This is a genomic window from Halomonas sp. LMYGS-3 (assembly GCF_059509875.1).
Genome location: NZ_JCAKFQ010000005.1, coordinates 37,712 through 60,260, shown reverse-complemented (window position 1 = coordinate 60,260; position 22,549 = coordinate 37,712). Strand labels below are relative to the sequence as shown.

The 22,549-nt window shown below is 68.9% G+C and carries 20 protein-coding genes and 1 pseudogene; 14 read left to right on the top strand and 7 right to left on the bottom strand.

Annotation, left to right across the window (positions count from 1 at the left end):
• Window positions 1-34 precede the first annotated feature (34 nt).
• The 5 genes from AC5W54_RS06330 to AC5W54_RS06310 form a co-directional block, all read right to left on the bottom strand.
• Window positions 35-391 carry a 2Fe-2S iron-sulfur cluster-binding protein gene (locus AC5W54_RS06330; RefSeq protein ID WP_495961226.1) on the bottom strand — a complete coding sequence of 119 codons (357 nt, stop codon included), beginning with the start codon at window positions 389-391 and terminating at the stop codon, window positions 35-37.
• 18 nt (window positions 392-409) lie between these two features.
• A complete protein-coding gene (locus AC5W54_RS06325) occupies window positions 410-1,426 on the bottom strand; it encodes a 2Fe-2S iron-sulfur cluster-binding protein (RefSeq protein WP_495961225.1) in 1,017 nt (338 codons plus the stop codon).
• A 121-nt stretch (window positions 1,427-1,547) separates the two neighbouring features.
• Window positions 1,548-2,027 (bottom strand): GlcG/HbpS family heme-binding protein, encoded by a 480-nt coding sequence (locus tag AC5W54_RS06320; protein WP_495961224.1) that lies wholly within the window; start codon window positions 2,025-2,027, stop codon window positions 1,548-1,550.
• A gap of 54 nt (window positions 2,028-2,081) precedes the next feature.
• Entirely contained in the window at window positions 2,082-3,545 is a 1,464-nt protein-coding gene (locus AC5W54_RS06315) for an aldehyde dehydrogenase family protein (protein ID WP_495961223.1), read from the bottom strand.
• A 97-nt stretch (window positions 3,546-3,642) separates the two neighbouring features.
• On the bottom strand, window positions 3,643-4,374 hold the full coding sequence (locus AC5W54_RS06310) for an iron-containing redox enzyme family protein (RefSeq protein WP_495961222.1): 732 nt from the start codon (window positions 4,372-4,374) through the stop codon (window positions 3,643-3,645).
• Window positions 4,375-4,714: 340 nt separating this feature from the next.
• Here AC5W54_RS06310 and AC5W54_RS06305 point away from each other — a divergent pair.
• A pseudogene (locus AC5W54_RS06305) lies at window positions 4,715-6,019 on the top strand (MFS transporter); the annotation flags it as partial.
• A 214-nt stretch (window positions 6,020-6,233) separates the two neighbouring features.
• On the opposite strand, the gene AC5W54_RS06300 reads toward AC5W54_RS06305, so the two are convergent.
• A complete protein-coding gene (locus AC5W54_RS06300) occupies window positions 6,234-6,851 on the bottom strand; it encodes an IMPACT family protein (RefSeq protein ID WP_495961221.1) in 618 nt (205 codons plus the stop codon).
• Window positions 6,851-7,336: a transcriptional repressor LexA gene (lexA, locus tag AC5W54_RS06295; protein ID WP_495961220.1), complete on the bottom strand. Its 486-nt coding sequence runs from the start codon at window positions 7,334-7,336 to the stop codon at window positions 6,851-6,853. Before lexA ends, AC5W54_RS06300 begins: the two co-directional genes overlap by 1 nt.
• A 218-nt stretch (window positions 7,337-7,554) precedes the next feature.
• Between lexA and ccmA the strand changes: the two genes are divergently transcribed.
• The 13 genes from ccmA to AC5W54_RS06230 all read left to right on the top strand — a co-directional run bounded on the left by ccmA (window position 7,555) and on the right by AC5W54_RS06230 (window position 22,471).
• A complete protein-coding gene (gene ccmA / locus AC5W54_RS06290; protein WP_495961219.1) occupies window positions 7,555-8,199 on the top strand; it encodes a cytochrome c biogenesis heme-transporting ATPase CcmA in 645 nt (214 codons plus the stop codon).
• 28 nt (window positions 8,200-8,227) lie between these two features.
• Window positions 8,228-8,929 (top strand): heme exporter protein CcmB, encoded by a 702-nt coding sequence (gene ccmB / locus AC5W54_RS06285; protein ID WP_495961396.1) that lies wholly within the window; start codon window positions 8,228-8,230, stop codon window positions 8,927-8,929.
• A 14-nt stretch (window positions 8,930-8,943) separates the two neighbouring features.
• Window positions 8,944-9,684, top strand: a complete 741-nt coding sequence (locus AC5W54_RS06280; protein WP_495961218.1) for a heme ABC transporter permease — start codon at window positions 8,944-8,946, stop codon at window positions 9,682-9,684.
• Window positions 9,684-9,914: a heme exporter protein CcmD gene (ccmD, locus tag AC5W54_RS06275; protein WP_495961217.1), complete on the top strand. Its 231-nt coding sequence runs from the start codon at window positions 9,684-9,686 to the stop codon at window positions 9,912-9,914. The genes AC5W54_RS06280 and ccmD overlap by 1 nt, the downstream gene beginning before the upstream one ends.
• Window positions 9,904-10,410, top strand: coding sequence for a cytochrome c maturation protein CcmE (gene ccmE / locus AC5W54_RS06270; protein WP_495961216.1), 507 nt, complete (start codon window positions 9,904-9,906; stop codon window positions 10,408-10,410). Before ccmD ends, ccmE begins: the two co-directional genes overlap by 11 nt.
• A gap of 12 nt (window positions 10,411-10,422) precedes the next feature.
• Window positions 10,423-12,429, top strand: coding sequence for a heme lyase CcmF/NrfE family subunit (locus tag AC5W54_RS06265; RefSeq protein ID WP_495961215.1), 2,007 nt, complete (start codon window positions 10,423-10,425; stop codon window positions 12,427-12,429).
• Window positions 12,426-12,956 carry a DsbE family thiol:disulfide interchange protein gene (locus tag AC5W54_RS06260; RefSeq protein WP_495961214.1) on the top strand — a complete coding sequence of 177 codons (531 nt, stop codon included), beginning with the start codon at window positions 12,426-12,428 and terminating at the stop codon, window positions 12,954-12,956. Before AC5W54_RS06265 ends, AC5W54_RS06260 begins: the two co-directional genes overlap by 4 nt.
• The gene (locus AC5W54_RS06255; protein ID WP_495961213.1) at window positions 12,947-13,423 is read left to right on the top strand and encodes a cytochrome c-type biogenesis protein; all 477 of its coding nucleotides are present in this window, start codon (window positions 12,947-12,949) and stop codon (window positions 13,421-13,423) included. The genes AC5W54_RS06260 and AC5W54_RS06255 overlap by 10 nt, the downstream gene beginning before the upstream one ends.
• Window positions 13,420-14,664, top strand: a complete 1,245-nt coding sequence (gene ccmI / locus AC5W54_RS06250; RefSeq protein ID WP_495961212.1) for a c-type cytochrome biogenesis protein CcmI — start codon at window positions 13,420-13,422, stop codon at window positions 14,662-14,664. The genes AC5W54_RS06255 and ccmI overlap by 4 nt, the downstream gene beginning before the upstream one ends.
• A gap of 31 nt (window positions 14,665-14,695) precedes the next feature.
• The gene (gene smc / locus AC5W54_RS06245; protein WP_495961211.1) at window positions 14,696-18,187 is read left to right on the top strand and encodes a chromosome segregation protein SMC; all 3,492 of its coding nucleotides are present in this window, start codon (window positions 14,696-14,698) and stop codon (window positions 18,185-18,187) included.
• A gap of 226 nt (window positions 18,188-18,413) precedes the next feature.
• Window positions 18,414-20,033: a cell division protein ZipA gene (zipA, locus tag AC5W54_RS06240; RefSeq protein ID WP_495961210.1), complete on the top strand. Its 1,620-nt coding sequence runs from the start codon at window positions 18,414-18,416 to the stop codon at window positions 20,031-20,033.
• Window positions 20,034-20,159: 126 nt separating this feature from the next.
• Window positions 20,160-22,205: an NAD-dependent DNA ligase LigA gene (gene ligA, locus AC5W54_RS06235; protein WP_495961209.1), complete on the top strand. Its 2,046-nt coding sequence runs from the start codon at window positions 20,160-20,162 to the stop codon at window positions 22,203-22,205.
• Entirely contained in the window at window positions 22,202-22,471 is a 270-nt protein-coding gene (locus tag AC5W54_RS06230; RefSeq protein ID WP_495961208.1) for a YheU family protein, read from the top strand. Before ligA ends, AC5W54_RS06230 begins: the two co-directional genes overlap by 4 nt.
• The last annotated feature ends 78 nt before the right edge of the window (window positions 22,472-22,549 follow it).

Genomic DNA, 22,549 nt, shown 5'->3' with positions numbered 1-22,549 from the left:
GGCGTGCCGGGCCGGCCGCGGGGTGGTCCGGGAGTCAGGCCTCGGCCGTGGGGCGAACCTGGCGCACGGCGCTTCCGGTGCCCGTCGGACGCTCTTCCCAGGAGACCTTGACGCTGCCGGTCAGGAAGGTCTGGCAGGCCAGGCGGTAGCCCTGACGGATCTCGTCGGCACCGAGCAGCTTCTCCTCCTTCTTCTTGACCGCATCGGTGTTCTCGAGGCCTTCCTCGATCCGGCACTTGCAGGTGCCGCAGAGGCCGCCACCGCACTTGAAGGGAATGCCGCCCTTCTCGCGCAGCGAGACACGCAGCAGGTTGGAGTCCTCGGGGGCGCTGATGACCTTGTGGTCGTTGGTGATGAAGGTGATATCCAGCATGGCAGTAACCTCGTTCATCTCTGCTGCAGCGTTTCCTCAAGCCACGCTGTCGTCGAGTTCGTGGGTGAAGTTGAAGCTGTCGGAGAAGATGCGCTCCACGCTCATCCCGCGCTGGGCGAAGCCGTTCTTGGCGGAGGCGATCATCGGCGGCGGGCCGCACAGGTAGGCATCGAAGCCGCTCAGGTCGGCGTGATCCTGGCACACCGCCTCGTGCACGAAGCCGCGTCGGCCGCCCCACTGGTCGTCGGCCTCGGAGAGCACCGGGACATAGCGGAAGTTGGGCAGGGTGCGGGCCCAGTGATGCAGCCGCTCGTCGAGATAGAGGTCCTCGGCGCTGCGCACGCCCCAGTAGAGGATGATGTTGGGGGCGTCGGGTCTGTCTTGGAGCGACTCGATGATGCTCTTGATGGGCGCCAGTCCCGTGCCGCCCGCCACCATCAGCAGGTCCCGGGGGCTGTCGGCGTCGTGGCGGAAGGTGCCGAGCGGTAGCTCCACGTCCAGCATATCGCCGGGCCGGTAGTGGGTCTCCAGGCGTCCGGTGAAATAGCCGCCGGGGACGCGGCGGATATGGAAGTCGAAGGTCTCGCCCTGCGGCGGCGAGGCCATGGAGAAGCTGCGCGGGCTGCCGTCGTCCAGCATCACGTTGAGGTATTGGCCGGGATGGAAGGCGACCTCGCGGGCACTGGGAATCTTCAGCACCAGGTGGGTCACGTCATGGCTCAGCTTGTCCAGGCGCTCGATGGTGGCCTGGTGGAAATCCGCCGGGATATGGCCGGCCGGCAGCAGCTGGGCGCTGACGGTCAGGTCGCTCTGGGGAAGGGCCTGGCAGGCCAGGGCGTAGCCCTGGTCGCGCTCCTCCTCGGTGAGGCCGAAGGGGGGCTCCTCGTAGTCGACCCGGCCGGACAGCAGCTTGATGCGGCAGGCGCCGCAGCCACCGAAGCGGCAGTCATGGACGAGCGGAAAGCCCGCCCGTTCGGCGGCATCGAGTAGCGGTTCGCCGGGTTGCACCTCGAAGGTGTCGGCGGTGTCCGAGAGAGTGATGCGGTAGGTCATGTCGGCCTCCTCGAGCGCACCCATCGATACGCTACGTCCTTGTCGTTGTATGCCGGGCATTGGCGCTGGGCGTGTCGTCAGGGGGTGTCGGCAAGGCCGTGAGGCCCTGCCGACCGGGGTGTCATTTCTTGATGTCGGCTTCGACGATGACCTCGTGGCCGGCCTCGCGCAGGTGATCCTGCAGGGCCTGCAGGGCCGCCAGGCCGGCCTGGGTGTCCTGCTCGCCGTTGCCGCCGCTGAGGCCCACGCCGCCGATCACCTCGCCATCGACCACGATGGGGAAGCCGCCGACGAAGACGGCGAACTTGCCCTCGAAGCTCCACTGGATGCCGAAGGCCTCGTTGCCGGGCAGGGCGGGGCCGTTGGGGGCGGTGTTGAAGAGGTGGGTCGAGCGCTTGTGGCCGGCCGCGGTGAAGGCCTTGTTCCAGGCAATCTGCGGGCCGGTGACGCGGGCGCCGTTCATGCGCTCGAGTGCCAGCGGGTAGCCGCCGTCATCGACGATGCAGATCGTCTCCAGCACGCCGATCTCCTCGGAGCGTCGCTTGGCGGCCTCCACCATCAGCTTGGCTTCTTCCAGTTCCAGTCGAAATACCTGTTTCATGGGTGTCACCTTCTCGTCAGGGTGGTGATTGTCGAAGTTCCGGTAGCGCGGCGCTCAGCGACCGATGTAGACGGTCTTGGTCTGGGTGAAGAAATCCAGCCCGGCGCGGCCCGACTCGCGGAAGGTCGAGGTGCTCGACTGCTTCAGGCCGCCGAAGGGGGCGTTGACCAGGTTGCCGGTGGTGGTGCGGTTGACCTTGACCGTGCCTGCCTCGACGTCGAGCGGGAAGCGCTGGATATAACGAATGTCGTTGGTCACCAGGCCCGCCGAGAGGCCATAGGGCGTATCGTTGGCCTTGACGATGGCGTCCTCGTAGCCGTCGACCTCGATCACCGCGACGACCGGGCCGAAGATCTCCTCCTGGGCGATGCGCATCTCCTGGGTCACGTCGCTGAAGATCGCCGGGGTCACGTAGAAGCCCTTGTCGTACTCGCCGCCGGTGAGGTGCTCGCCACCGTAGACGTGGGTCGCCTCGCGCTTGCCCAGCGCGATGTAGCCGAGCACGCTGTCGAGTTGCTGGCGGGTGGCCAGCGGGCCGATCTGGGTGCCCTCGCGCATGCCGTTGCCGATCGCCAGCGTCTTGACCTGTGCCACCAGCCGCTCCAGGTACGCCTCCTTGAGGCGGCGGGTGATCAGCACCCGGCTGGTGCCGGTGCAGGCCTGGCCGGTGAGCGAGAAGCCGCCCTTGACGGTCAGGTCCACCGCGGTGTCGATATCGGCATCGTCCAGCACGATCAGCGGGTTCTTGCCGCCGAGCTCCATCTGGGTGCGCGTGGCCATGGCCGCGGCGCGGTGAATGCGCTCGCCGGCGGCGGTCGAACCGGTAAACGAGATGGCCTTCACGGCCGGGTTGGCGGTGAGTTCCTCGCCGATCGCCGAGGCGGCACCGGTGATGAAGTTGAAGACCCCGGCCGGCACGCCGGCGTGGTGCAATGCCTCGGCCAGGCGATAGCCGATCAGCGGCGCGTCGGACGAGGGCTTGAAGACCACGGTATTGCCGGTGATCAGCGCCGGGGCGATCTTGCGCGCCGGGATCGAGATCGGGAAGTTCCAGGGCGTGATGACGGTGGCCACGCCCAGCGGCTCACGCTGGGTATAGACCAGCATCCCCGCGTCGTCCTGGGGGAAGGTCTCGCCGGTGATGGTCTGGCCTTCCACGGCATAGAAGCGCAGGGTCTGGGCCGAGCGGGCGATCTCCCCACGACTGTTGGCGAGCAGCTTGCCCTCCTCACGGGTCAGCTCCTCGGCGAACTGATCGATGTGCGCCTCCAGGTAGTCCGCCGCGCGGTTGAGGATCGCCGCACGCTGCGAGAGCGGCGTCGCGCGCCAGCCGGCAAAGGCGCGGTCGGCGGCCGCGACGGCCCGGCGGGCATCGTCGGTGGTCGAGGCCTGGAAGTGGCCGAGCAGATCAGCCTGATCGGCGGGGTTGCGGTTCTCGAAGGTCTCGCCCGAGTCGCCGGCCAGCCACTGGCCGTCGAGGTAATTGAGAAACTGGGGTGCGTTATCCAAGACGCTCACCTCTTGTGGTTACTGGAGCTCATGGTGATGGGCAGCCCTGCCGGCACGAGACCGGCAGGCGCTGCGCGGCATGGGAGCCGGACGTGTCCGGTGTCGCTCAGGCAGCCATGTCGAGCTCGCTGAGGGGAAGGTCCTGCGACACGTAGTCGTAATAGAGCGCGGTGGTGTAGAGCAGGCGCATCTGGGCGCCGATCTCGCAGATCTTCAGGCAGCGCTGCTGCAGCTCGACGGTGTCGGCGTGCTCGAGCACGATCTGGTAGCCACGCTCACCGTGGATCTCGTCGGAGACGATGTGCAGGTCGAAGAACTCGACCTCCTCATCGGTGAAGCCGTACTTCTCGCGCAGCGTCGGGGTCTGCTTGCGGTAGATCGACGGCACCTGGGACTCCAGGCCCACCACCAGGGCGGCCACCGCCACCACCGGGTGCTCGCGCATGGCCACGGCATAGCACCAGCTCTGCAGGCCGCGGGTGGTGGGCGACATGTTGTCGGGATCCTCGACGCGCTCGCGGGTGGTGCCGCAGGCCTCGGCGAAGCGGATCAGCAGGTCGGTGTGACGGTCGCCGCCGAGTTCCTCCTCGTACATGTTCTGGAGCAGGAAGTCCTTGGCCTCTGTGTAGGTTTCCGGGGTGTTGGCGTAGATGTAGGCCAGGTAGTCGGCGAACGGGCCGACGTAGTGGTAGTGGTTCTCGGCCCACTTGGCCAGATGGGCGCGCGTCAGCTTGCCGCTGGCCCAGGCCACGCTGAACGGCGCCTTGTTGGCGCTCTTGCCCTTGATGGCTTCCTCGAGGGCGGTACGGAACTCATCGCGATTCATCAGCTGTGCCATGGGGAGGTCTCCTTGGGTTGCCTGGGGGACTCGAGCCGCAGGCAACGGTCTGTTTGACTTGTGCTCAAAAAGGTATCGGGAAGCTGCAGGTGGCGATTGGTGTTGTGGTGCCTTCTGCCTTCCGATGGCTCATGGTATACCAAAAGCCATGCGGCAAGCCTAATTTCCCCTCTTCGAAGCTGTCAAGGGTTTTTCTGACCTGGGTCAAAATTTATCGGCTCGGCTGCTGTGATAAGGAGCGGGAGCGACGCCCCGAGGCCTGTCTCGCGGCGCCGTCCGGCCGGGAGGAGGGGGGGCAGATTGAACGCCTTTGATTGTATGTGGTATACCAAGAGTGTTCATGATCACCTGGCCGGGCAGCGTGCTCGCGGAAGATGGCGCAGAACGGGAGAAGCCTGATGGGCTGGTGGAAAAGGACGGGGGCCGGGAGCCTGCTGTCGGCGGGGGGAGGCCGGTGCTGAGACAACTTTTCGAGGAGGCCCCGGGCGACGAGGGGTTGCCCGGTCCGCAGCGGCGACTGGCTGTGCTGGTGGTGGTGCTGGCCACCATGATGGCCGTGCTCGATCTGGGAATCGTCAACCTTGCCTTGCCGACGATGGCGAGGGATCTGGGGGTGCCTGCCTCCCAGGCCGTCTGGGTCGCCACGGTCTATCAGTTGGTCTGTGCCGCGGCGCTGCTGTGCTTCGCGGCACTCGGCCGTCTGCTGGGCCACCGGCGCATCTTCGCCGGGGGAATCCTGTTCTTTTCCCTGGGCTCGCTGGGTGCCGCGGTCTCCCCTGGCCTGGAGGTGTTGCTGCTGTTTCGGGCCGTGCAGGGCCTCGGTGCCGCGGCGATACTCAGCCTGGGGCCTTCCCTCTACCGGGTGATCTTTCCGCGGCGCCTGCTGGGACGTGCCATCGGCCTGAATGCGATGGTCGTCGCGGTGGGGCTGGCGTCGGGGCCGTCCCTGGGCGGTCTCGTCCTCTCCGTCGCCGGTTGGCCCTGGATCTTTGCGCTCAACGTGCCGACGGGAATCGTGGCCCTGTGGCTGGCATGGCGCGCGCTTCCCCGGGAATCGCCGCGCCGCAACCCCTTCGACTGGCCGGGGGCGTTGCTCTCCATGCTGATGATGGGGGGCTTCCTGTTCGCCATGGAGCGCCTGGGGCATGGTGGAAGTCTCGGGATGGTCGCTGGGCTGTCGGTGGCCAGCCTGGTGGCCGCTGGCCTGTTCATTCGGCGGCAGGCACGTGCCCCGTCGCCCCTGGTGCCCCTGTCGCTGTTCCTCGAGCCGCGCTTCGCTTCGGCCACGCTCGTCACCGCCTTGGCGTTCACCGCTCAGGGCGCCGCTTTCGTGGCGCTACCCTTTCTCTATCAGAGTGTCATGGGGGTGACGCCCCTGCAGGCGGCCCTGCTGTTCACGCCCTGGCCGTTGGCGTTGCTGCTGTCGGGGCCGGTGGCAGGCCGCCTGGCGGACAAGCGGGATCCGGCCCTGTTGTCGGCGGGGGGGCTGGCGCTCTTCCTGGTCGGCATGATCGGTCTTGCCTGGCTGAGCGTGATGGAACAGGCCGCCTACCTCATCGTGCCCTCGCTGTTGTGCGGCCTCGGCTACGGCTTCTTCCAAGCGCCCAACAATCGCGAAATCCTGGGCAGTGTCCCCTTGGCGATGAGCGCCAATGCCTCCGGCGTGCTGGCGGCCGTCAGGACATTCGGCCAGTGCCTCGGCACCGCCGTGGTGGCCCTGGTGATGGCATCGCCCTTCGGTACCGTTCAGCTGGCGCTGTGGCTGGCAGTGGCTGTGGCACTGGTCTCCTGGGGGGCAGCGTCCGGCGTCTGTCGCTGCCCAGGCGCGCCATGGCGTAGCCCGCGGCTGGGCGCCAGCGTCAGTCAGGAAGACGGGTCAGCCGCCCGCGCAGCCGGGCCGCCAGCGGGGTCAGGTCGAGCTCGGTGTCACTGGGCCAGCCGACGGTCAGCGCCACACCGTCGGCGTCGTAGGCGACCTGCTCCACGGGGATATCGTGGCCGGCCAGCCAGGCGCGAGCCTCGGCCTCGCCGGCGAAGTCGACCTTCAGTTGCCGCGGGGTGCGTTCGACGACCTCGCGCCGGGGCAGGGCTTCCACCGCCTGGGCGACAGCCTGGGAGTAAGCGCGCGCGAGGCCGCCGGTGCCGAGCTTGGTGCCGCCGAAGTAGCGAGTGACCACGCAACCCACCTGGCCCAGCCCCGAGCCGTGGAGTACCTGGAACATGGGGCGCCCGGCGGTGCCGCCGGGTTCGCCGTCGTCGGAGAAGCCGATGGCGGTCTGCTCGCCGGGCGTGCCGGCGATGAAGGCGCTGCAGTGGTGGCTGGCAGTGGGGTGGGTGCGGCGCGCGGCGGCCAGCAGGGTGTCGAAGGCGGCGATGTCGGGAGCATGGCAGAGCCAGGCGATGAAGCGGCTCTTCTCCACGTCCAGCTCGCTCACGCGCCACTCCCCGGCAGGGAGATCGGGCACCGCATAGCGCATCAGGCGGCCAGCCCCGTCTGGCGCACCACGCCCATCACCAGCCCCAGCACCTGGATGTCGCTGTTCCTGAGGTAGATGGGGGCCATGGTCTCGTTGGCCGGCTGCAGGCGCACGCCCGATTTCTCGATGTAGAGCTTCTTCAGGGTGACCTCCTGGTCGTTGATCATCACCACGGCGGTTTCGCCGTTCTCGGCGCTCTCCTGCCGCTCGATGATGATCACATCCCCGTCGAAGATATTGCAATCGACCATGGAGTCGCCGCGGACCTTGAGGGCATAGGTGTTGCGACGCACCATGCGCGAGGGTACGTGGATGCTGCCGGCATCCACGCAGGCCTCGATGGGCAGTCCCGCCGAGACCCGCCCCAGCAGCGGGACCTCGATCAGTTCGTCGCGGTACAGGTCGTCGTCCTCGATGGTTTCCCAGGCCTCTGCCAGCGGCAGGTTGGGCCGGCGATGCAGGAACTGCGGTGTGGCCTTTGGCATGATGCGTCTCTCCTGTCGGTAGACCGGTGGGCAAACCCCTGTCGATACGTACAGTGAATCTGAAGCATAGCAGGGGGCTGGGATCTGGCAAGGGCCGGCCATCGCCGGTAGCGTTGATGCAGGTCAACTGCGACCGGCTGACGCACGGGCTTCTCTGGTAGCAAAAGCCCTTTCCGTGTAGAGTTTCGGGCGAAATTACCCCATTCCGGGAGAGTGCCTTGCCCCTGCGTCTGCAAGCCCGTGGACTGGCCTGTGAGCGTGACGATCGCTGGCTGTTCGAGGATCTCGAGCTGGACATTCGCGCCGGCGAGATCGTGCGGGTCGAAGGCCCCAACGGCAGCGGCAAGACCACGTTGCTCAAGATCCTGTCCGGACAGCTGGCCGACTACCAGGGCGAGCTCTTCTGGAACGAGGTGCCGATGCGCAGGGTGCGGGACGACTTTCTCGCCCATCTTCTCTACCTGGGGCATGCGCCGGGCATCAAGGCGGCCCTGACGCCGCTGGAGAACCTCGCCTGGTATCAGGCGCTGGCCGGGGAGCCCGGTGACGAGGAGGAGCGCCTGGCGGCGCTGGAAGGCGTCGGGCTTCTCGGCTTCGAGGATGTGCCGACGGGCCAGCTCTCGGCCGGGCAGCAGCGCCGCGTGGCGCTGGCTCGGCTGGACCTGACGCCGCGGCCGCTGTGGGTGCTCGACGAACCCTTCACGGCCATCGACCGTGACGGCGTGGTGGCCCTCGAGGCGCGACTCGTCGCCCATGCCAGGGCCGGGGGCTGCGTGCTGGTCACCACCCACCATGAGCTGCGGGCCACCGATGAGCTGAGGCATATCCGTCTCGGCCGGGGAGGAGGCGATGCCCGGCACTGAGACATCGATCACCGACACCGAGGCGGCCATGCCCTGCCACCGGGAACCTCGCGGCGGCCTGATGGTCGCATTGCGAGCGACCCTGAAACGCGATCTGGTCCTGCTGTTGCGACGGCGCAGCGAGGTGCTCAACCCGCTGGTGTTTTTCGCCCTGGTGATCACCCTGTTCCCGATCGGCATCTCGCCGGATCCGGAACTGCTGGCCACCATCGCCCCGGGACTGCTGTGGGTGGCGGCCCTGCTGGCCGCCCTGCTCTCGCTGGATAGCCTGTTTCGCGGCGACTACGACGACGGCTCCCTCGAGCAGCTGCTGCTCACGCCCCAGCCGTTGGCCGCCCTGGGGTTGGCCAAGGTGGCGGTGCACTGGCTGCTCACCGGCCTGCCGCTGGCGCTGATGGCGCCGCTGCTGGGCATCATGCTGTCGCTGCCGGCCGGCAGCTATGGGGTGCTGGCCCTGTCGCTGGCGTTGGGGAGCGCCAGCCTGAGCCTGATCGGGGCCATCGGGGCGGCGCTGACCGTGGGGCTCGCGCGCGGCGGGGTGCTGCTCTCGCTGCTGGTGCTGCCTCTTTATATCCCGGTGCTGATCTTCGGTGCCGGCGCCGTGCAGGCGGCGATCCTGGGGGATGGCGTTGCGGCACATCTGGCCATACTTGGCGCGCTGCTGGCGGTGACGCTGATGTTCGCCCCCTGGGCGATCGCGGCAGCACTGCGTATCAGCATCAACGGTTGAGGAATTGACGAGGCATGTGGGCCTTCATTCACAAGCTCGGATCACCGAAGTGGTTCTACACCATCAGCACCCGCCTGCAGCCCTGGTTCTGGGCCGCGGCGGCGCTGCTGCTGCTGGTGGGGAGCGTCTGGGGGCTGGCCTTCGCGCCGGCCGACTACCAGCAGGGCAACAGCTTCCGCATCATCTATGTGCATGTGCCGGCGGCCTTCCTGGCCCAGTCGATCTTCGTCTCAATGGCGGTGGCCGGCCTGGTGTTCATGGTCTGGAAGATCAAGGTCGCCGACATGGCGGCCGCGATGATGGCACCGCTGGGCGCGGCCATGACCTTCATCGCGCTGTTCTCCGGTGCGGTCTGGGGCGTACCCACCTGGGGCACCTGGTGGATGTGGGACGCCCGCCTGACCTCGATGCTGATCCTGCTGTTCCTCTATTTCGGCGTCATCGCCCTGCGCGGCGCCTTTGCCAGCCGCGACAGCGCCTCCCGGGCGGCCTCGGTACTGGCCATGGTGGGCGTGATCAACATCCCGATCATCAAGTATTCGGTCGACTGGTGGTACACCCTGCACCAGCCCGCCACCTTCACCATCACCTCACGGCCGGCCATGCCCATGGAGATGTGGCTGCCGCTGCTGATCATGGTGCTGGGCTTCTACTGCTTCTTCATCGCCCTGACGCTGATGCGCACCCGCAGCGAGATCCTGCGCCGCGAGTCGACCAAGCGCTGGGTGCGTGACCTGGCCGGGGAGGAGGGGTGATGGCCTTCGCGACCTTCAACGAGTTTCTTGCCATGGGCGGCCACGGCCCCTACGTCTGGGCTTCCTGGGCCGTCACCGCGGCGCTGCTCGGCGGCATCGTGCTACACGCCCGCAGCGAGCGGCGCCAGTTGCTGCGCAACCTGCAGCGCCGGGTGCGGCGCGAACAGCGCCTCGCCGGCGGTCAGGCACAGGTTTCCCATCAGAGGGGTGGTCGTAACGATGACACCTAAACGCAAGCAGAAGCTGTTCGTGATCCTGGGGCTGGTCTCCCTGGCGGCCATCGCCATCGGCCTGACCCTCTACGCGCTGCGCGCCAACATCAACCTCTTCTTCAGCCCGGTGCAGATCGCCGCCGGGGAGGCGCCCTTCGAGCGCCAGATCCGTGCCGGCGGCATGGTCAAGGAGGGGTCCGTGTCGCGCAATCGAGACAGCCTCGACGTGGAATTCACCGTGACCGACTACGTCGACGACCTGCGCGTGCACTACAGTGGCATCCTGCCCGACCTGTTCCGCGAGGGGCAGGGGGTGGTGGTGGTCGGCGAGCTCCAGCACGACGGCTGGCTCAGGGCCGACCAGGTGCTGGCACGCCACGACGAGAACTACATGCCGCCGGAAGTGGCCCAGGCGCTGGAGGAGGCCGGTTACTCGCCGGCCGACTACCAGGCCAAGGCCGCCGAGGTCGGCAAGCGGCTCGACGCCCAGGGCGACGGCGCCAGCCAGAACTGATCGGGAGTGCCCATGCTGATCCAGATGATCCCCGAAGTCGGCCACTACGCCCTGGTCATCGCCCTGCTGCTGGCGGCGGTCCAGGCGGTGATGCCCCTGGCCGGTGCGGCGACCCGTCGACCCCTGTGGATGGCCTATGCCCGACCCATGGCGGCCGGTCAGTTCCTGTTCGTGGTGATCGCCTATGCCTGCCTGACGGCGAGCTACCTGCTCGACGACTTCAGCGTGGCCAATGTCGCCAACAACTCCAACTCGATGCTGCCCTGGTACTACAAGGCCAGTGCCGTGTGGGGCAACCACGAGGGCTCGGTGCTGCTGTGGAGCCTGATGCTCGCCGGCTGGGGCTACTTCGCCGCGCGCTTCTCCCGCGAGCTGCCGCGTGACATGGTCGCCCGGGTCATCGGCGTGATGGGGCTGGTCTGTGTCGGCTTCCTGCTGTTCATCCTGGTCACCTCCAACCCCTTCGAGCGGCTGCTGCCCAACATGCCCCAGGACGGCGCCGACCTGAACCCGCTGCTGCAGGACTTCGGCCTGATCGTCCATCCGCCGATGCTCTACATGGGGTACGTCGGCTTCTCGGTGGTCTTCGCCTTCGCCATCGCCGCCCTGCTGGGCGGGCGTCTGGACGCCGCCTGGACTCGCTGGGCGCGCCCCTGGGCCAACCTGGCCTGGGCCTTCCTCACCGTGGGCATCGCGCTCGGCAGCTGGTGGGCCTACTACGAGCTCGGCTGGGGCGGCTGGTGGTTCTGGGACCCGGTGGAGAACGCCTCGCTGCTGCCGTGGCTCACCGGCACGGCGCTGATCCACTCGCTGGCGGTCACCGAGAAGCGCGGTGCCTTCAAGAGCTGGACGGTGCTGCTGGCGATCACCACCTTCTCGCTGTCGCTGCTCGGCACCTTCCTGGTGCGCTCCGGGGTGCTCACCTCGGTGCATGCCTTCGCCAACGACCCCGCCCGGGGCTTCTTCATCCTGGTGCTGCTGGGCATCACCGTGGGCCTGTCGCTGCTGCTCTTCGCCCTGCGTGCCCCGCGGGTCAGCCACCGGGTCGGCTTCACCTGGCTCTCCCGCGACGCCCTGCTGCTGATCAACAACATCATGCTGGTGATCATGACCGTCACCGTGCTGATGGGCACCGTCTACCCACTGCTGCTCGATGCGCTGAACCTCGGCAAGATCAGCGTGGGCCCCCCCTACTTCAACGCGCTGTTCGTGCCACTGACCGTGATCATGTGCGTGTTCATGGGGCTCGGGCCGGTATCGCGCTGGAAGCGCATGAACGGCCGCGACCTGTGGCATCGGCTGGGCGGGGCGGCACTCGCCGCGGTGGTGATCGGCGCGGCGATGCCCTTCCTCTATGGCGGCGAGTGGAACGCCTGGGTCGCCATCGGCCTGGTGGCGGCGCTGTGGATCGTGCTGCCGATGCTGCGCGACCTCTACGACAAGGCCCGCAACGCCACCACGCGGCTCGCCGGCCTCAAGCGGTTGTCGCTGGCCTACTGGGGCATGCAGCTCGGCCACCTGGGCGTGGCGGTGACCATCGTCGGCGTGGCCGTGGTGTCCAACTACAATATCGAGCGCAACGTGCGCATGGGGCCCGGCGACAGCGTCCAGGTCGCCGGCTACACCTTCACCATGACCGAACTCACCAGCCGCCGTGGTGCCAACTTCCTGGCCGACCGCGCGGTGATCGAGGTGCAGCGCGGCGAGAGCCGGCGCAGCTTCACCATGACCCCCGAGAAGCGGCTCTACATCGCCCGCGGCATGCCGATGACCCAGGTCGCCCTGCGCCCGGGGTTCTTCCGTGACCTCTACGTGGCCATGGGCGAGGACCTCGACGACGGCACCTGGGCGATGCGCGTGCAGTACAAGCCGTTCGTGCGCTGGCTGTGGCTCGGCGCGCTGCTGATGGCGGCCGGCGGTGTGCTGGCGGTGGCCGACAAGCGCTACCGTCGCCTGGCCACGGCGCGCGACCCCGAGACGCAGGCCGCCGAGACCGGTGGCCGGGAGGCGACCGTATGAAACGACGTCTGCTGCTGCTGTTGCCGCTGCTCGGCTTCCTGGTGTTGTCGGGGTTCCTCTACCAGGGGCTGTCGCTCAATCCCTTCCACCGGGATTCGGCGCTGATGGCGAGGGACTTCCCCGAGTTCGACCTGGCGACCCTGGAGGACGCCGAGCGCCGGGTCGACCGCTCGCTGCTCACCACCGGCGAGCCGACCCTGGTCAACGTCTGGGGCGAATGGTGCCCGGAGTGCAAGCGCGAGATGCCCCAGCTGCTCGACCTCGCCAACCGCGGCATCCGCCTGGTGGGCATCAGCTACAAGGACACCCGCGAGAAGGGGCTCGGTTTCCTCGAGGAGTTCGGCGACCCCTTCGAGACCAATATCTTCGACCCGGACGGCGAGCTGGCCTTCGAGCTCGGCGTCTACGGGGCCCCGGAAACCTTCCTGGTGGATGCCGATGGCGTGATCCGCTATCACCACACCGGCTACATCGCGCCGGGCGAGGTCCGGGAAAAGATCCTGCCGGAGGTGGAGAAATGGCGTTGATGCGATCCTTCCTGGCGGTGCTGTGCCTGGGCCTGCTGGCCGCCGGCCTGGCCCAGGGCGCGGCCATCGAGGTGCGCGAGTTCGACGACCCGGTGCTCGAGCGGCGCTACCAGAGCCTGACCGCCTCGCTGCGCTGCCCGACCTGCGAGAACCAGGCGATCAACGACTCCGCGGCACCGGTCTCGGGTGACATGCGCGAGCGGGTCTACGCGCTGCTGCAGGACGGCAGGTCGGACATGGAGATTCGCGATCACATGGTGCAGCGCTTCGGCGACTATGTGCTCTACAACCCGCGGCTGGAAGGCCGCACCTTCCTGCTGTGGGGACTGCCGGCCGCCCTGGTGGTGCTCGGCGGCGTGCTGGTGATCCTCGTCGTGCGGGCCCGCCGCAACGCCTCGGCCAGCGCCCTCACCCCCGAGGAGCGCGCCCGCCTCGACGCCCTGATCAATCGCGAGAGGACCGAATGACCCTACTCTGGATCGCCTTCGCCGTCCTGCTGCTCCCGGCCCTGTGGTTGCTGGCGGCGCCGCTGCGGCGTGCCCGTGTCGTGCACGACGCCCAGCGCGACTTCGAGGCCAACGACCGCGCCGGCGAGCAGAACGTGGCCATCTTCCAGCGTCGCCTCGCGTCGCTGGAGGCCGCCCTGGAACGGGGCGAGATCGACGAGGCCCGCTTCGAGGAGGACCGCCTCGAACTCGAGCGCAGCCTGCTCGACGACACCGAGCACCTCAAGCGTGCCCCGCTCAGGCCCTCCGCGGCCGGCCGTCTCGCGGTGCCGCTGGTGATGGTCGCCGTGGTGGTGGCCAGCGCGTTCTGGTACCAGCGCGAAGGCGCCGAGGGCGACCTCACCCTGCTGGCGGTTCAGCAGGAAGTGATCGACCATCCCGACGGCTCGCTGGCGATGATGATCGAGCGGCTCGAGGAGCAGGCCGCCCGCCAGCCGAACAACCCCAACGTCTGGATGTCGCTGTTCCCGCTCTACCGCGATGCCGGCCGGGGCGAGCAGGCGATCGACGCCCTGGAGCGGCTCATCGCGATCGAGGGGCGCCGCGCGCCGCTGCTCGGCCAACTGGCCCAGATCAAGTTCTTCGTCGCCGATCGCCAGCTGACCGCCGAGGTGCAGGCGCTGATCGACGAGGCCCTGGCGCTGGACTCCAGCCAGCCCACCGTGCTCGGCATCCTCGGCATCGAGGCCTTCGACCGCGGCGACTACGAACGGGCCATCGAGCAGTGGCGACGCGCCATCGCCGGCATGGACGATGCCGCCTCCGGCGAGGCCCTGCGCGAGGGCATCCGTGTGGCCCAGCAGAGGCTGGGCATCGCGCCGGACGAGCGCGAGCAGGCCGCCGCCGAGGGGCCCGGCATCCATGTGCGGGTGAGCCTCGCCGCCGACCTCGCCGATCGCGTCGACGCCGATGCCGCGGTGTTCGTGGTGGCCAGGGACATGGAGGGCGAACTGCCGCCGCTGGCCGTCGCCCGGCTGAGCCTCGGCGACCTGCCGGCCGACCTGGTGCTCGACGACACCCGCGCCATGTCGCCCGAGGCCAGCCTCTCCCGGGTGAGCCAGGCGCGACTGGTGGTGCGCGTCTCGGCCAGTGGCGAGGCCACCCCCCAGGCCGGTGACCTGTTCGGCGACCGCGAGGGCGTGGCGGTAGGCAGCGTCGACGGCGAGCCCGTCGAGCTCGTGATCGACCGGGTCTTCGAATGACGGCCACAGGCTAGCGGAGGAGTCTGCAGGGATGCGCCTCAAGTCGATTCGCCTGGTAGGGTTCAAGTCCTTCGTCGATCCGGTCACGGTGCCCTTCGACGGCAACATGACCGCGATCGTCGGCCCCAACGGCTGCGGCAAGTCGAACATCATCGACGCCGTGCGCTGGGTGATGGGCGAGTCCTCGGCCAAGACCCTGCGCGGCGAGTCGATGACCGATGTCATCTTCAACGGTTCCACCGGCCGCAAGCCGGTGGGGCAGGCCTCCATCGAACTGCTGTTCGACAACCGCGACGGTGCCATGGGCGGCATCTACGCCCAGTACGCCGAGATCGCCGTCAAGCGCCTGGTCACCCGCGATGGCCAGTCGAACTACTTCTTCAACGGCCAGAAGTGTCGCCGCCGCGACATCGCCGACCTCTTCCTCGGCACCGGCCTCGGCCCGCGCTCCTACGCCATCATCGGCCAGGGCATGATCTCGCGGCTGATCGAGGCGCGTCCCGAGGAGCTGCGCGCCACCCTCGAGGAGGCCGCCGGCATCTCCAAGTACAAGGAGCGCCGCCGCGAGACCGAGAACCGCATGCGCCGCACCCAGGAGAACCTGGATCGCCTGGAGGATATCCGCGAGGAACTCGACAAGCAGCTCGAGCGCCTGAGGCGCCAGGCCGAGGCCGCCCGCCGCTACCAGACCCTCAAGCAGGAGGAGCACCGGGTGAAGGGTGAGCTGGCGTTGCTGCGTGCCCGTGCCCTGCGCGCCAGCCAGCTCGAGGAGGAGAGCCGGGTCCGCGACCTGGAGACCGGTGTCGAGCGCGAGGTGCTGGGGCTGCGCCAGTGCGAGACCCGCCTCGAGGAGGCGCGCGCCGACCACGACCGGCTGGCCGGCGAGCTCGACGCCCAGCAGGCGCGCTTCTACGAGACCACCACCGCCATCGCTCGCCTCGAGCAGGACATCGAACACGCCCGGGCCCGCGACGCCCAGCTCGCCCGCGACCTGGGGAACGCCCGCCGCGAGCTCGTCGAGCTCGACCGCCTGGGCGAGGACGACGGCGACCGCCTGGCGCGGCTCGACGAACGCCTCGAGACCCTCGTGCCCGAGCGCGAGGAGGTCGCCGAGCAGCTCGCCGAGCTCGAGGCCGGCCTCGAGGACGCCGAGCCCCTGGCCGAGGAGGCCGATGCCGCCTGGGAGGCCTTCAACGAGCAGTGGCGAGAGGCGAGCCGCGAGGCGGAGCGCGCCCAGGATCGCCTGCGCGAACTCGAGGGGCAGCTCGAGCGCCTCGACGCCGACGAGCGGCGCCGCCGCCAGCAGCACGAGGAACTGCCCGACATCGCCCTGCTCACCGGGCAGCGCAGCGAGCTGGCCGAGCGGCTGGTCGAGCTCGAGCTGTCCCGCGAAGCGGTGGAGGAGCGCCGCGAGACGCTCCAGGCGAGCCGCGATACCGCCCGGGAGCGGGTGCGCGAGACGGAGCAGGCACGCGAGGCCGATCGCCAGCGACGCAGTACCCTGCAGGGCGAACTGGCCTCGCTGGAGGCGCTGATTCAGGCCGGCCTGGCCGATCACGACGAGGCGCTCGACGCCCACCTGGCCGAACACGGCCTGGCCGAGGCCCCGCGCCTGGGCGAGAGCCTCGAGGTCGAGCCCGGCTGGGAAGAAGTCGTCTCCTGGGTGCTCGCTCCCTGGCTGCGGGCACGCCTGAGCCCCCTCGGCGCGGGGCGTGCCGCCCTCGATGCCGCCCCCGGCGAGCTCGGCCTGCTCGAGGCCGGCGAGCGCTCCGCCCCTGCCGACAGCCTGGCGACGAAGGTACGCGGCGCCGGCGCCGCCGCCCAGTGGCTGGCCGGTATCCGCTGCGCCGACTCCCGCGAGGCGGCCTGGGGGGCGGGCGAGGCGCTCGCTCCCGGCGAGAGCCTGATCACCGCCGACGGCCTCTGGCTGGGCTCGGGCTGGGTACGTCATCGCGGCCGGGGCGAGGGGCTCGACGCCCTGCTGGTCAGTCGCCGCCGCGAGGCGGAGGTGCGGGCCGAGCTCGAGGCCGTGGAGGCGCGCCTGGGCGAGCAGGAGGCGCGGCTCAATGAGGCCGCCGAGCGGGTCGAGCAGGCCGAAGGCGCCCTGGAGGAGACCCGATTGAGGGAGCGGGACCTCGACCGGCAGCGTCAGCAACTGGCGGTGCAGGACAGTGGCCTCGCCAGCCGCCTCGAGCACCTGGAAGGGCGCGCCGCCGAGCTCGGCGAGGAGCTCGCCGGGCTGGCCGAGGCGCGCGAAGAAGCGCAGCTGGCCATCGAGGAGGTCCGCGACCGCTGGCAACAGGCCATGGCGCGCCTCGAGGAGGGCGCCGAGCGCCGCGAGCGGCTCGACCGCGAGCGCCAGCAGGCCCGGGAGCGACTCGCCTCGCTGCGCGCTCGCCAGCGCCCACTGGCCGAGAAGGTCCAGCAGCTCGCCCTGGAGCAGGAGCGTCTGACCACCGAGCGGGCCGGGCTCGCCGAACAGCAGGGCCGCGCCAGCGAGACGCGCGAACGCCTCGAGCAGCGCGCCGCCGAGCTCGAGGAGGAACGCGAGTCGCTGCGTGAGCCCGAGGAGGAGCGTCGCGAGCGCCTCGACGAACTGCTCGACCGCCGCGAGCGCGAGGAGCGCACCCTGAACGAGGTACGTAGCCGGGCCGCCGAGCTGGTCGAGCGACTGCGCGAGGACGAACAGGCGCGGCAGGGGCACGAGCGCCACCTGGAGGGCATCCGCGAGCGGCTGCAGGAAGCGCGGATGCAGGTCCAGGCGCTCAGCCTCAAGGCCGAGACCCAGGACGAGCAGCTCGGGGAGCTGGGCCACGACGCCACCGCCCTGGCCGAGTCGCTGGATCCCAATGCCACCGACTCCGCCTGGCAGACTCGCCTCGAGGAGCTCGGCGAGCGCATCCGCCGGCTCGGCGCCATCAACCTGGCGGCCATCGAGGAGTACGACCAGCAGGCCGAGCGGCGCGACTACCTGGAGGCCCAGCACGCCGAGCTCAGCGAGGCGCTGGCGACCCTCGACCGGGCGATCCGCCGCATCGACCAGGAAACCCGCACCCGTTTCCGCGAGACCTTCGAGCGAGTCAATACCGGCCTGCAGTCGCTTTTCCCGCGAGTCTTCGGTGGCGGAACCGCATGGTTGACCCTGACCGGCGAGGATTTGCTCGAGACGGGCGTGGCGATCATGGCTAGACCGCCAGGCAAGAAGAACAGCACCATTCATCTCCTGTCCGGAGGGGAAAAGGCGCTCACCGCCCTGTCGATGGTCTTCGCCATCTTCCAGCTCAATCCGGCTCCCTTCTGCATGCTCGACGAGGTAGATGCCCCTCTCGATGACGCCAATGTTGGCCGCTACGCGAAGCTGGTGAAGGAGATGTCGGAGACGGTCCAGTTCATCTATATCACTCACAACAAGATCGCCATGGAGGCATCGGAACGACTCATGGGGGTGACCATGCAGGAGCCGGGGGTTTCGCGGCTGGTGGCAGTGGGTGTCGAGGAGGCGGCGGCCTTGGCCGAGGCCTGACGGACTTGATCGTGGGCGGCAAAAGGGGTAACAAGGAAGGCAATGTTGCTGCATTGCATGGATGCACAGGGATTAGGGAAGGGCGATTGCACAGGGCACTGTCGACTCCAGGCAGGAAAATGCCAGGCTTGACAAACAAAAAAAGTGGCCCTTTTTTTGGCAATCGCGCTATGCTGTTGACGGACAACCATCAGGCATGGCGCCTTAGCAAAAGGCATGACGACCCATGGAACTTAGAGAGTGGCTGATCATCCTGGGGTTGGCGCTGGTGACCCTCATCGTCATCGATGGAGTGCGTCGCCTGCAGCGCCAGCGTCGAATCCCTCGCCTCGACGAGGTGGAAGGCGACGCGCGAGGGCAGGACCTCGATCCCGAAGCGGCGGCCCGCGAGGCTGAAATCAACTGGGAGCTGCCCAACGGAGGGGCGCGAGTCGTCAGGCCCGCGGACTACAGCAGCATGCAACCCAAACCCAAGCTCGAGCGCCAGGAGCATCCCGGGCCCTCGCGTGTGCTGGCCGGCTTCAAGGCCGAGGCCGGCCCGTCGGCGAGTGGCGAGTCGGTCCAGCCAAGCGACATCCCGGCTCCGCGGGCCGGGCCGGAAGCCGATGACGTCGCGCCGGCGCGCGAGGCGCGTGTGCAGGAGGCCCCGGGCGCGACGGCACGGAAGGATGAAGCGCCGGAGCGTGCCAAGGCCCGCTCGGCCGAGCCGGCATCCCGTCGTCCCGCCGCCGGCGTGGGGCCGGACGACGACAGTGTCGAGCCCCGGACCAGCGAACCGGCCGCCGGCGAGCGTCGCGAACCGAGCCTCTCGGCGCTGGCAGACGATGCACCCGAGACGGGCGGGGCGGGCGCGGAGCCCCTGGCCGCCGATCCCGAGGATCATCACGACGAGTATCAGGATGCCGAGCGCTACCGCCTGGTTGACCTCGACGGCATGAGCGATTCGATCAAGAGTGGCTCGAAGCGCGTGGGCGTCTCCATGCAACGTTTCGGTACCTCACTGCAGAAGAGCATCGCCGAGCGCCGCGAACGGAAACGGCTGGAGAAGCAGCGCCGCGCGCAGCAGAAGGCCGAGCAAGCCGCACGTGCCGCCGAACAGCGCCGCCAGGCCGAAGAGGAGCGCCGCCGGCTCGAGGCCGAGGCCATCGCCCAGGCCGACGACGATGATCCGTTGTTCGCGCCGCCGCGGCTGCGCGATGCCGAGGCGCTCCCTCTCGAGGCGCATGCCACGAGCGGCACCGACGGCGATGCGTCGGCCCGCGAGCATGAAGCGCCCCGTGACGAGGCTGCGGCGCACGAGGAACCCTTCCGGCAGAGCGATGTGGTGCGCGCCCACCCGGTGCTCGAGAAGGCGCTGCGTCACGACGTCAGTGCCGAGCATGCCCGGCATGCGCTCAGCCACGCCGAGGAGATCATCGTCATCAGCGTGATGTCCCGTGACGAGCAGGGCTTCTCCGGCACCGCGCTGCTCGACCTGATGCTCGCCTGCGGGCTGCGCTACAGCCGCGACATGGGGATCTTCCACCGCTTCGAGACCGAGGACCCGGAGAGTCAACTGCAGTTCTCGATGGTCAACGTGCTCAAACCGGGGACCTTCCCCATCGAGTCCATGGACGACTTCCGCACGCCTGGCGTGACCCTGCTGATGCCTCTGCCGGGGGCCAGCGACACCGCGGCCGCCTTCGAGGCGATGGTCGAGACCGCCATGGTCGTCGTCCGCCACCTGGGTGGCGAGCTGAAGGACGAGAACCTGAGCGTGATGACCGCCCAGACCGTGGGATTCGCCCGCCAGCGGGTCCAGGAGTTCGCACGGCGCAATCGCCTGCACCGCTACCAGGTGAATTAGCTGTAAGCTGTAAGCGGTAAGCTGGAAGACAACCCCCGTGAGGTAGCCCCACGGGGGTTGTTGCTTTGGTAAGCTAGGCCACAATCTGGCTTCGAGCCCTCGCTATAAACCGAGAACCAGGACTCCATGACCCCGCCCGATCAGGACATTCGCGACGAAGCGGCGCGTCTGCGCGCCGAACTCGAAGACGCCAACTACCGCTACTATGTGCTCGACACGCCCAGGCTCACCGATGCCGACTATGACCGCCGGCTGCGCCGGCTGCAGGAGATCGAGGAAGCGTATCCCGACCTGGTGACGCCGGATTCTCCCACCCAGCGGGTCGGCGCGGCACCGGATGCCGGCTTCCCCGAGGTCCGGCATGCCGTCCCGATGCTATCGCTGGACAACGCCTTCGACGAGGCGGAGCTCGCCGCCTTCGTCAAGCGCATCGGCGACCGCCTCGAGGTCGACGGCGAGGCGCTCGCCTTCTGCTGCGAGCCCAAGCTCGATGGTGCCGCGGTATCGCTGGTCTACGAGAACGGCTTGCTGATCAGCGGCGCGACCCGGGGCGACGGCCGCACCGGCGAGGGCATCACCTCCAACCTGCGCACCCTTCGCTCCATCCCGCTCAAGCTGCGTGGCCAGGCGCATCCGACCCTGCTGGAGGTGCGCGGCGAGGTGGTCATGAGTCACGCCGGTTTCGAGGCGCTGAACGACAAGGCGCGCGAGGAGGGCGGCAAGGTCTTCGCCAACCCGCGCAATGCCGCCGCCGGCAGCCTGCGTCAGCTCGACCCCAGGATCACCGCCACCCGACCGCTGGAGTTCAGCGCCTACCAGGTCGCGCGGATCGAGCCGGACCAGGGCGATGCCACCCACAGCGAGCTGATGGCGCGCCTCGGCGCTCTCGGCCTGCGCACCAGCGCCGAGCTCGAGGTGGTCACCGGCAGTCAGGGGCTGATCGACTACTGCCGGCGCCTGGGCGAGAAGCGCGATGGCCTGGGCTACGACATCGATGGCGTGGTGATCAAGGTCGATGACCTGCGCCTGCAGCGCGAGCTCGGCTTCGTCGCCCGCGCACCGCGCTGGGCCATCGCCTTCAAGTTTCCCGCCCAGGAACAGACCACCCGACTCAACGATGTGGAATTCCAGGTCGGGCGCACCGGGGCCATCACCCCGGTGGCGCGGCTCGAGCCGGTCTCGGTGGCCGGCGTCACCGTCTCCAATGCTACCCTGCACAATGCCGACGAGATCGCCCGCCTGGGAGTGATGATCGGCGACACCGTGGCCATCCGCCGCGCCGGCGATGTCATCCCGCAGGTGGTGCGGGTGCTGGCGGAGGAGCGCCCGGCCGACGCCCGGGAAATCGTCTTCCCCGACCGCTGCCCGGTGTGCGACTCCGAGATCGAGCGCATCGAGGGCGAGGTCGTCTCGCGCTGCTCCGGCGGGCTCTTCTGTGCCGCCCAGCGCAAGGAGGCGCTCAAGCACTTCGCCTCGCGTCGCGCGCTCGATATCGACGGCCTCGGCGAGAAGCTGATCGATCAACTGGTCGAGCGCGACTGGGTCACCACCCCGGCGGACCTGTTCCGGCTCGAGGCCGAGCGGCTGGCCGACCTGCCTCGCATGGCGCAGAAGTCCTCCGAGAACCTGGTGGCGGCGCTGGACAAGGCCAAGCAGACGACCCTGCCGCGCTTCATCTACGCCCTGGGCATCCGCGAGGTGGGCGAGGCCACCGCCGCCAACCTGGCGCGCCACTTCGGTACCCTGGAGGCGCTGATGGAGGCGGAGGTCGAGGAGCTCGAGGCCGTCGACGACGTGGGGCCGGTGGTGGCGGCCCATGTGCATACCTTCTTTCGCCAGCCACACAACCTGGACACCATCGAGGACCTCCGTGCCCGCGGGGTGACCTGGGCCGAGGAGGCGATCAGCGAGCGGCCCCAGCCGCTGGCCGGCCAGACCTGGGTGCTCACCGGCACCCTGGAGAGCATGACCCGCGATGAGGGCAAGGCGCGGCTGCAGGCACTGGGCGCCAAGGTCGCCGGCAGCGTGTCGAAGAAGACCGCCGCCGTGGTGGCCGGTGAGGCCGCCGGCAGCAAGCTCGAGAAGGCCATGCAGCTCGGCGTCGAGGTGCTCGACGAGGCGGCCTTCCTCGCCCGGCTCGAGGCCTGGGAGAACGGAGAGGAAGCGCAATGAATGACGGTCGCTTTATCGAGGTACCCCACCGCATGCTGCCCGGCGAGACCCTCGACGCCCTGCTCGAGGCCTTCGTCACCCGCCAGGGCTACGACACCACCGACACCGGCGAGGGCATGCGCGGCTGGGTCGCCGAGCTCAAGCGCCAGCTCGAGCGCGGCGAACTGCTGATCGCCCACGACCTCGAGACCGAGACCACCGAGGTGATGACGCTGGCCCAGTGGCGCGCCTTCGGCCGCGACCTGGCCGACGACGAGGAAGGGTAGGGATCCACGGCAGCAGCCGGCCGGTTGGCTGTGGGAGCGGAGCTCCAGGGCAGGCATCGGCCGATTATCTGTGGGAGC

Coding starts and splice junctions, on each gene's coding strand:
- AC5W54_RS06230 (WP_495961208.1), top strand. CDS start 22,202: ATGAATGACGGTCGCTTTATCGAGGTACCCCACCGCATGCTGCCCGGC.
- AC5W54_RS06300 (WP_495961221.1), bottom strand. CDS start 6,851: ATGCGCTATGCGGTGCCCGATCTCCCTGCCGGGGAGTGGCGCGTGAGC.
- ligA (WP_495961209.1), top strand. CDS start 20,160: ATGACCCCGCCCGATCAGGACATTCGCGACGAAGCGGCGCGTCTGCGC.
- AC5W54_RS06310 (WP_495961222.1), bottom strand. CDS start 4,374: ATGGCACAGCTGATGAATCGCGATGAGTTCCGTACCGCCCTCGAGGAA.
- lexA (WP_495961220.1), bottom strand. CDS start 7,336: ATGCCAAAGGCCACACCGCAGTTCCTGCATCGCCGGCCCAACCTGCCG.
- AC5W54_RS06260 (WP_495961214.1), top strand. CDS start 12,426: ATGAAACGACGTCTGCTGCTGCTGTTGCCGCTGCTCGGCTTCCTGGTG.
- ccmI (WP_495961212.1), top strand. CDS start 13,420: ATGACCCTACTCTGGATCGCCTTCGCCGTCCTGCTGCTCCCGGCCCTG.
- ccmB (WP_495961396.1), top strand. CDS start 8,228: ATGCCCTGCCACCGGGAACCTCGCGGCGGCCTGATGGTCGCATTGCGA.
- AC5W54_RS06330 (WP_495961226.1), bottom strand. CDS start 391: ATGAACGAGGTTACTGCCATGCTGGATATCACCTTCATCACCAACGAC.
- AC5W54_RS06280 (WP_495961218.1), top strand. CDS start 8,944: ATGTGGGCCTTCATTCACAAGCTCGGATCACCGAAGTGGTTCTACACC.
- ccmD (WP_495961217.1), top strand. CDS start 9,684: ATGGCCTTCGCGACCTTCAACGAGTTTCTTGCCATGGGCGGCCACGGC.
- AC5W54_RS06325 (WP_495961225.1), bottom strand. CDS start 1,426: ATGACCTACCGCATCACTCTCTCGGACACCGCCGACACCTTCGAGGTG.
- zipA (WP_495961210.1), top strand. CDS start 18,414: ATGGAACTTAGAGAGTGGCTGATCATCCTGGGGTTGGCGCTGGTGACC.
- smc (WP_495961211.1), top strand. CDS start 14,696: ATGCGCCTCAAGTCGATTCGCCTGGTAGGGTTCAAGTCCTTCGTCGAT.
- AC5W54_RS06320 (WP_495961224.1), bottom strand. CDS start 2,027: ATGAAACAGGTATTTCGACTGGAACTGGAAGAAGCCAAGCTGATGGTG.
- ccmE (WP_495961216.1), top strand. CDS start 9,904: ATGACACCTAAACGCAAGCAGAAGCTGTTCGTGATCCTGGGGCTGGTC.
- AC5W54_RS06255 (WP_495961213.1), top strand. CDS start 12,947: ATGGCGTTGATGCGATCCTTCCTGGCGGTGCTGTGCCTGGGCCTGCTG.
- AC5W54_RS06265 (WP_495961215.1), top strand. CDS start 10,423: ATGCTGATCCAGATGATCCCCGAAGTCGGCCACTACGCCCTGGTCATC.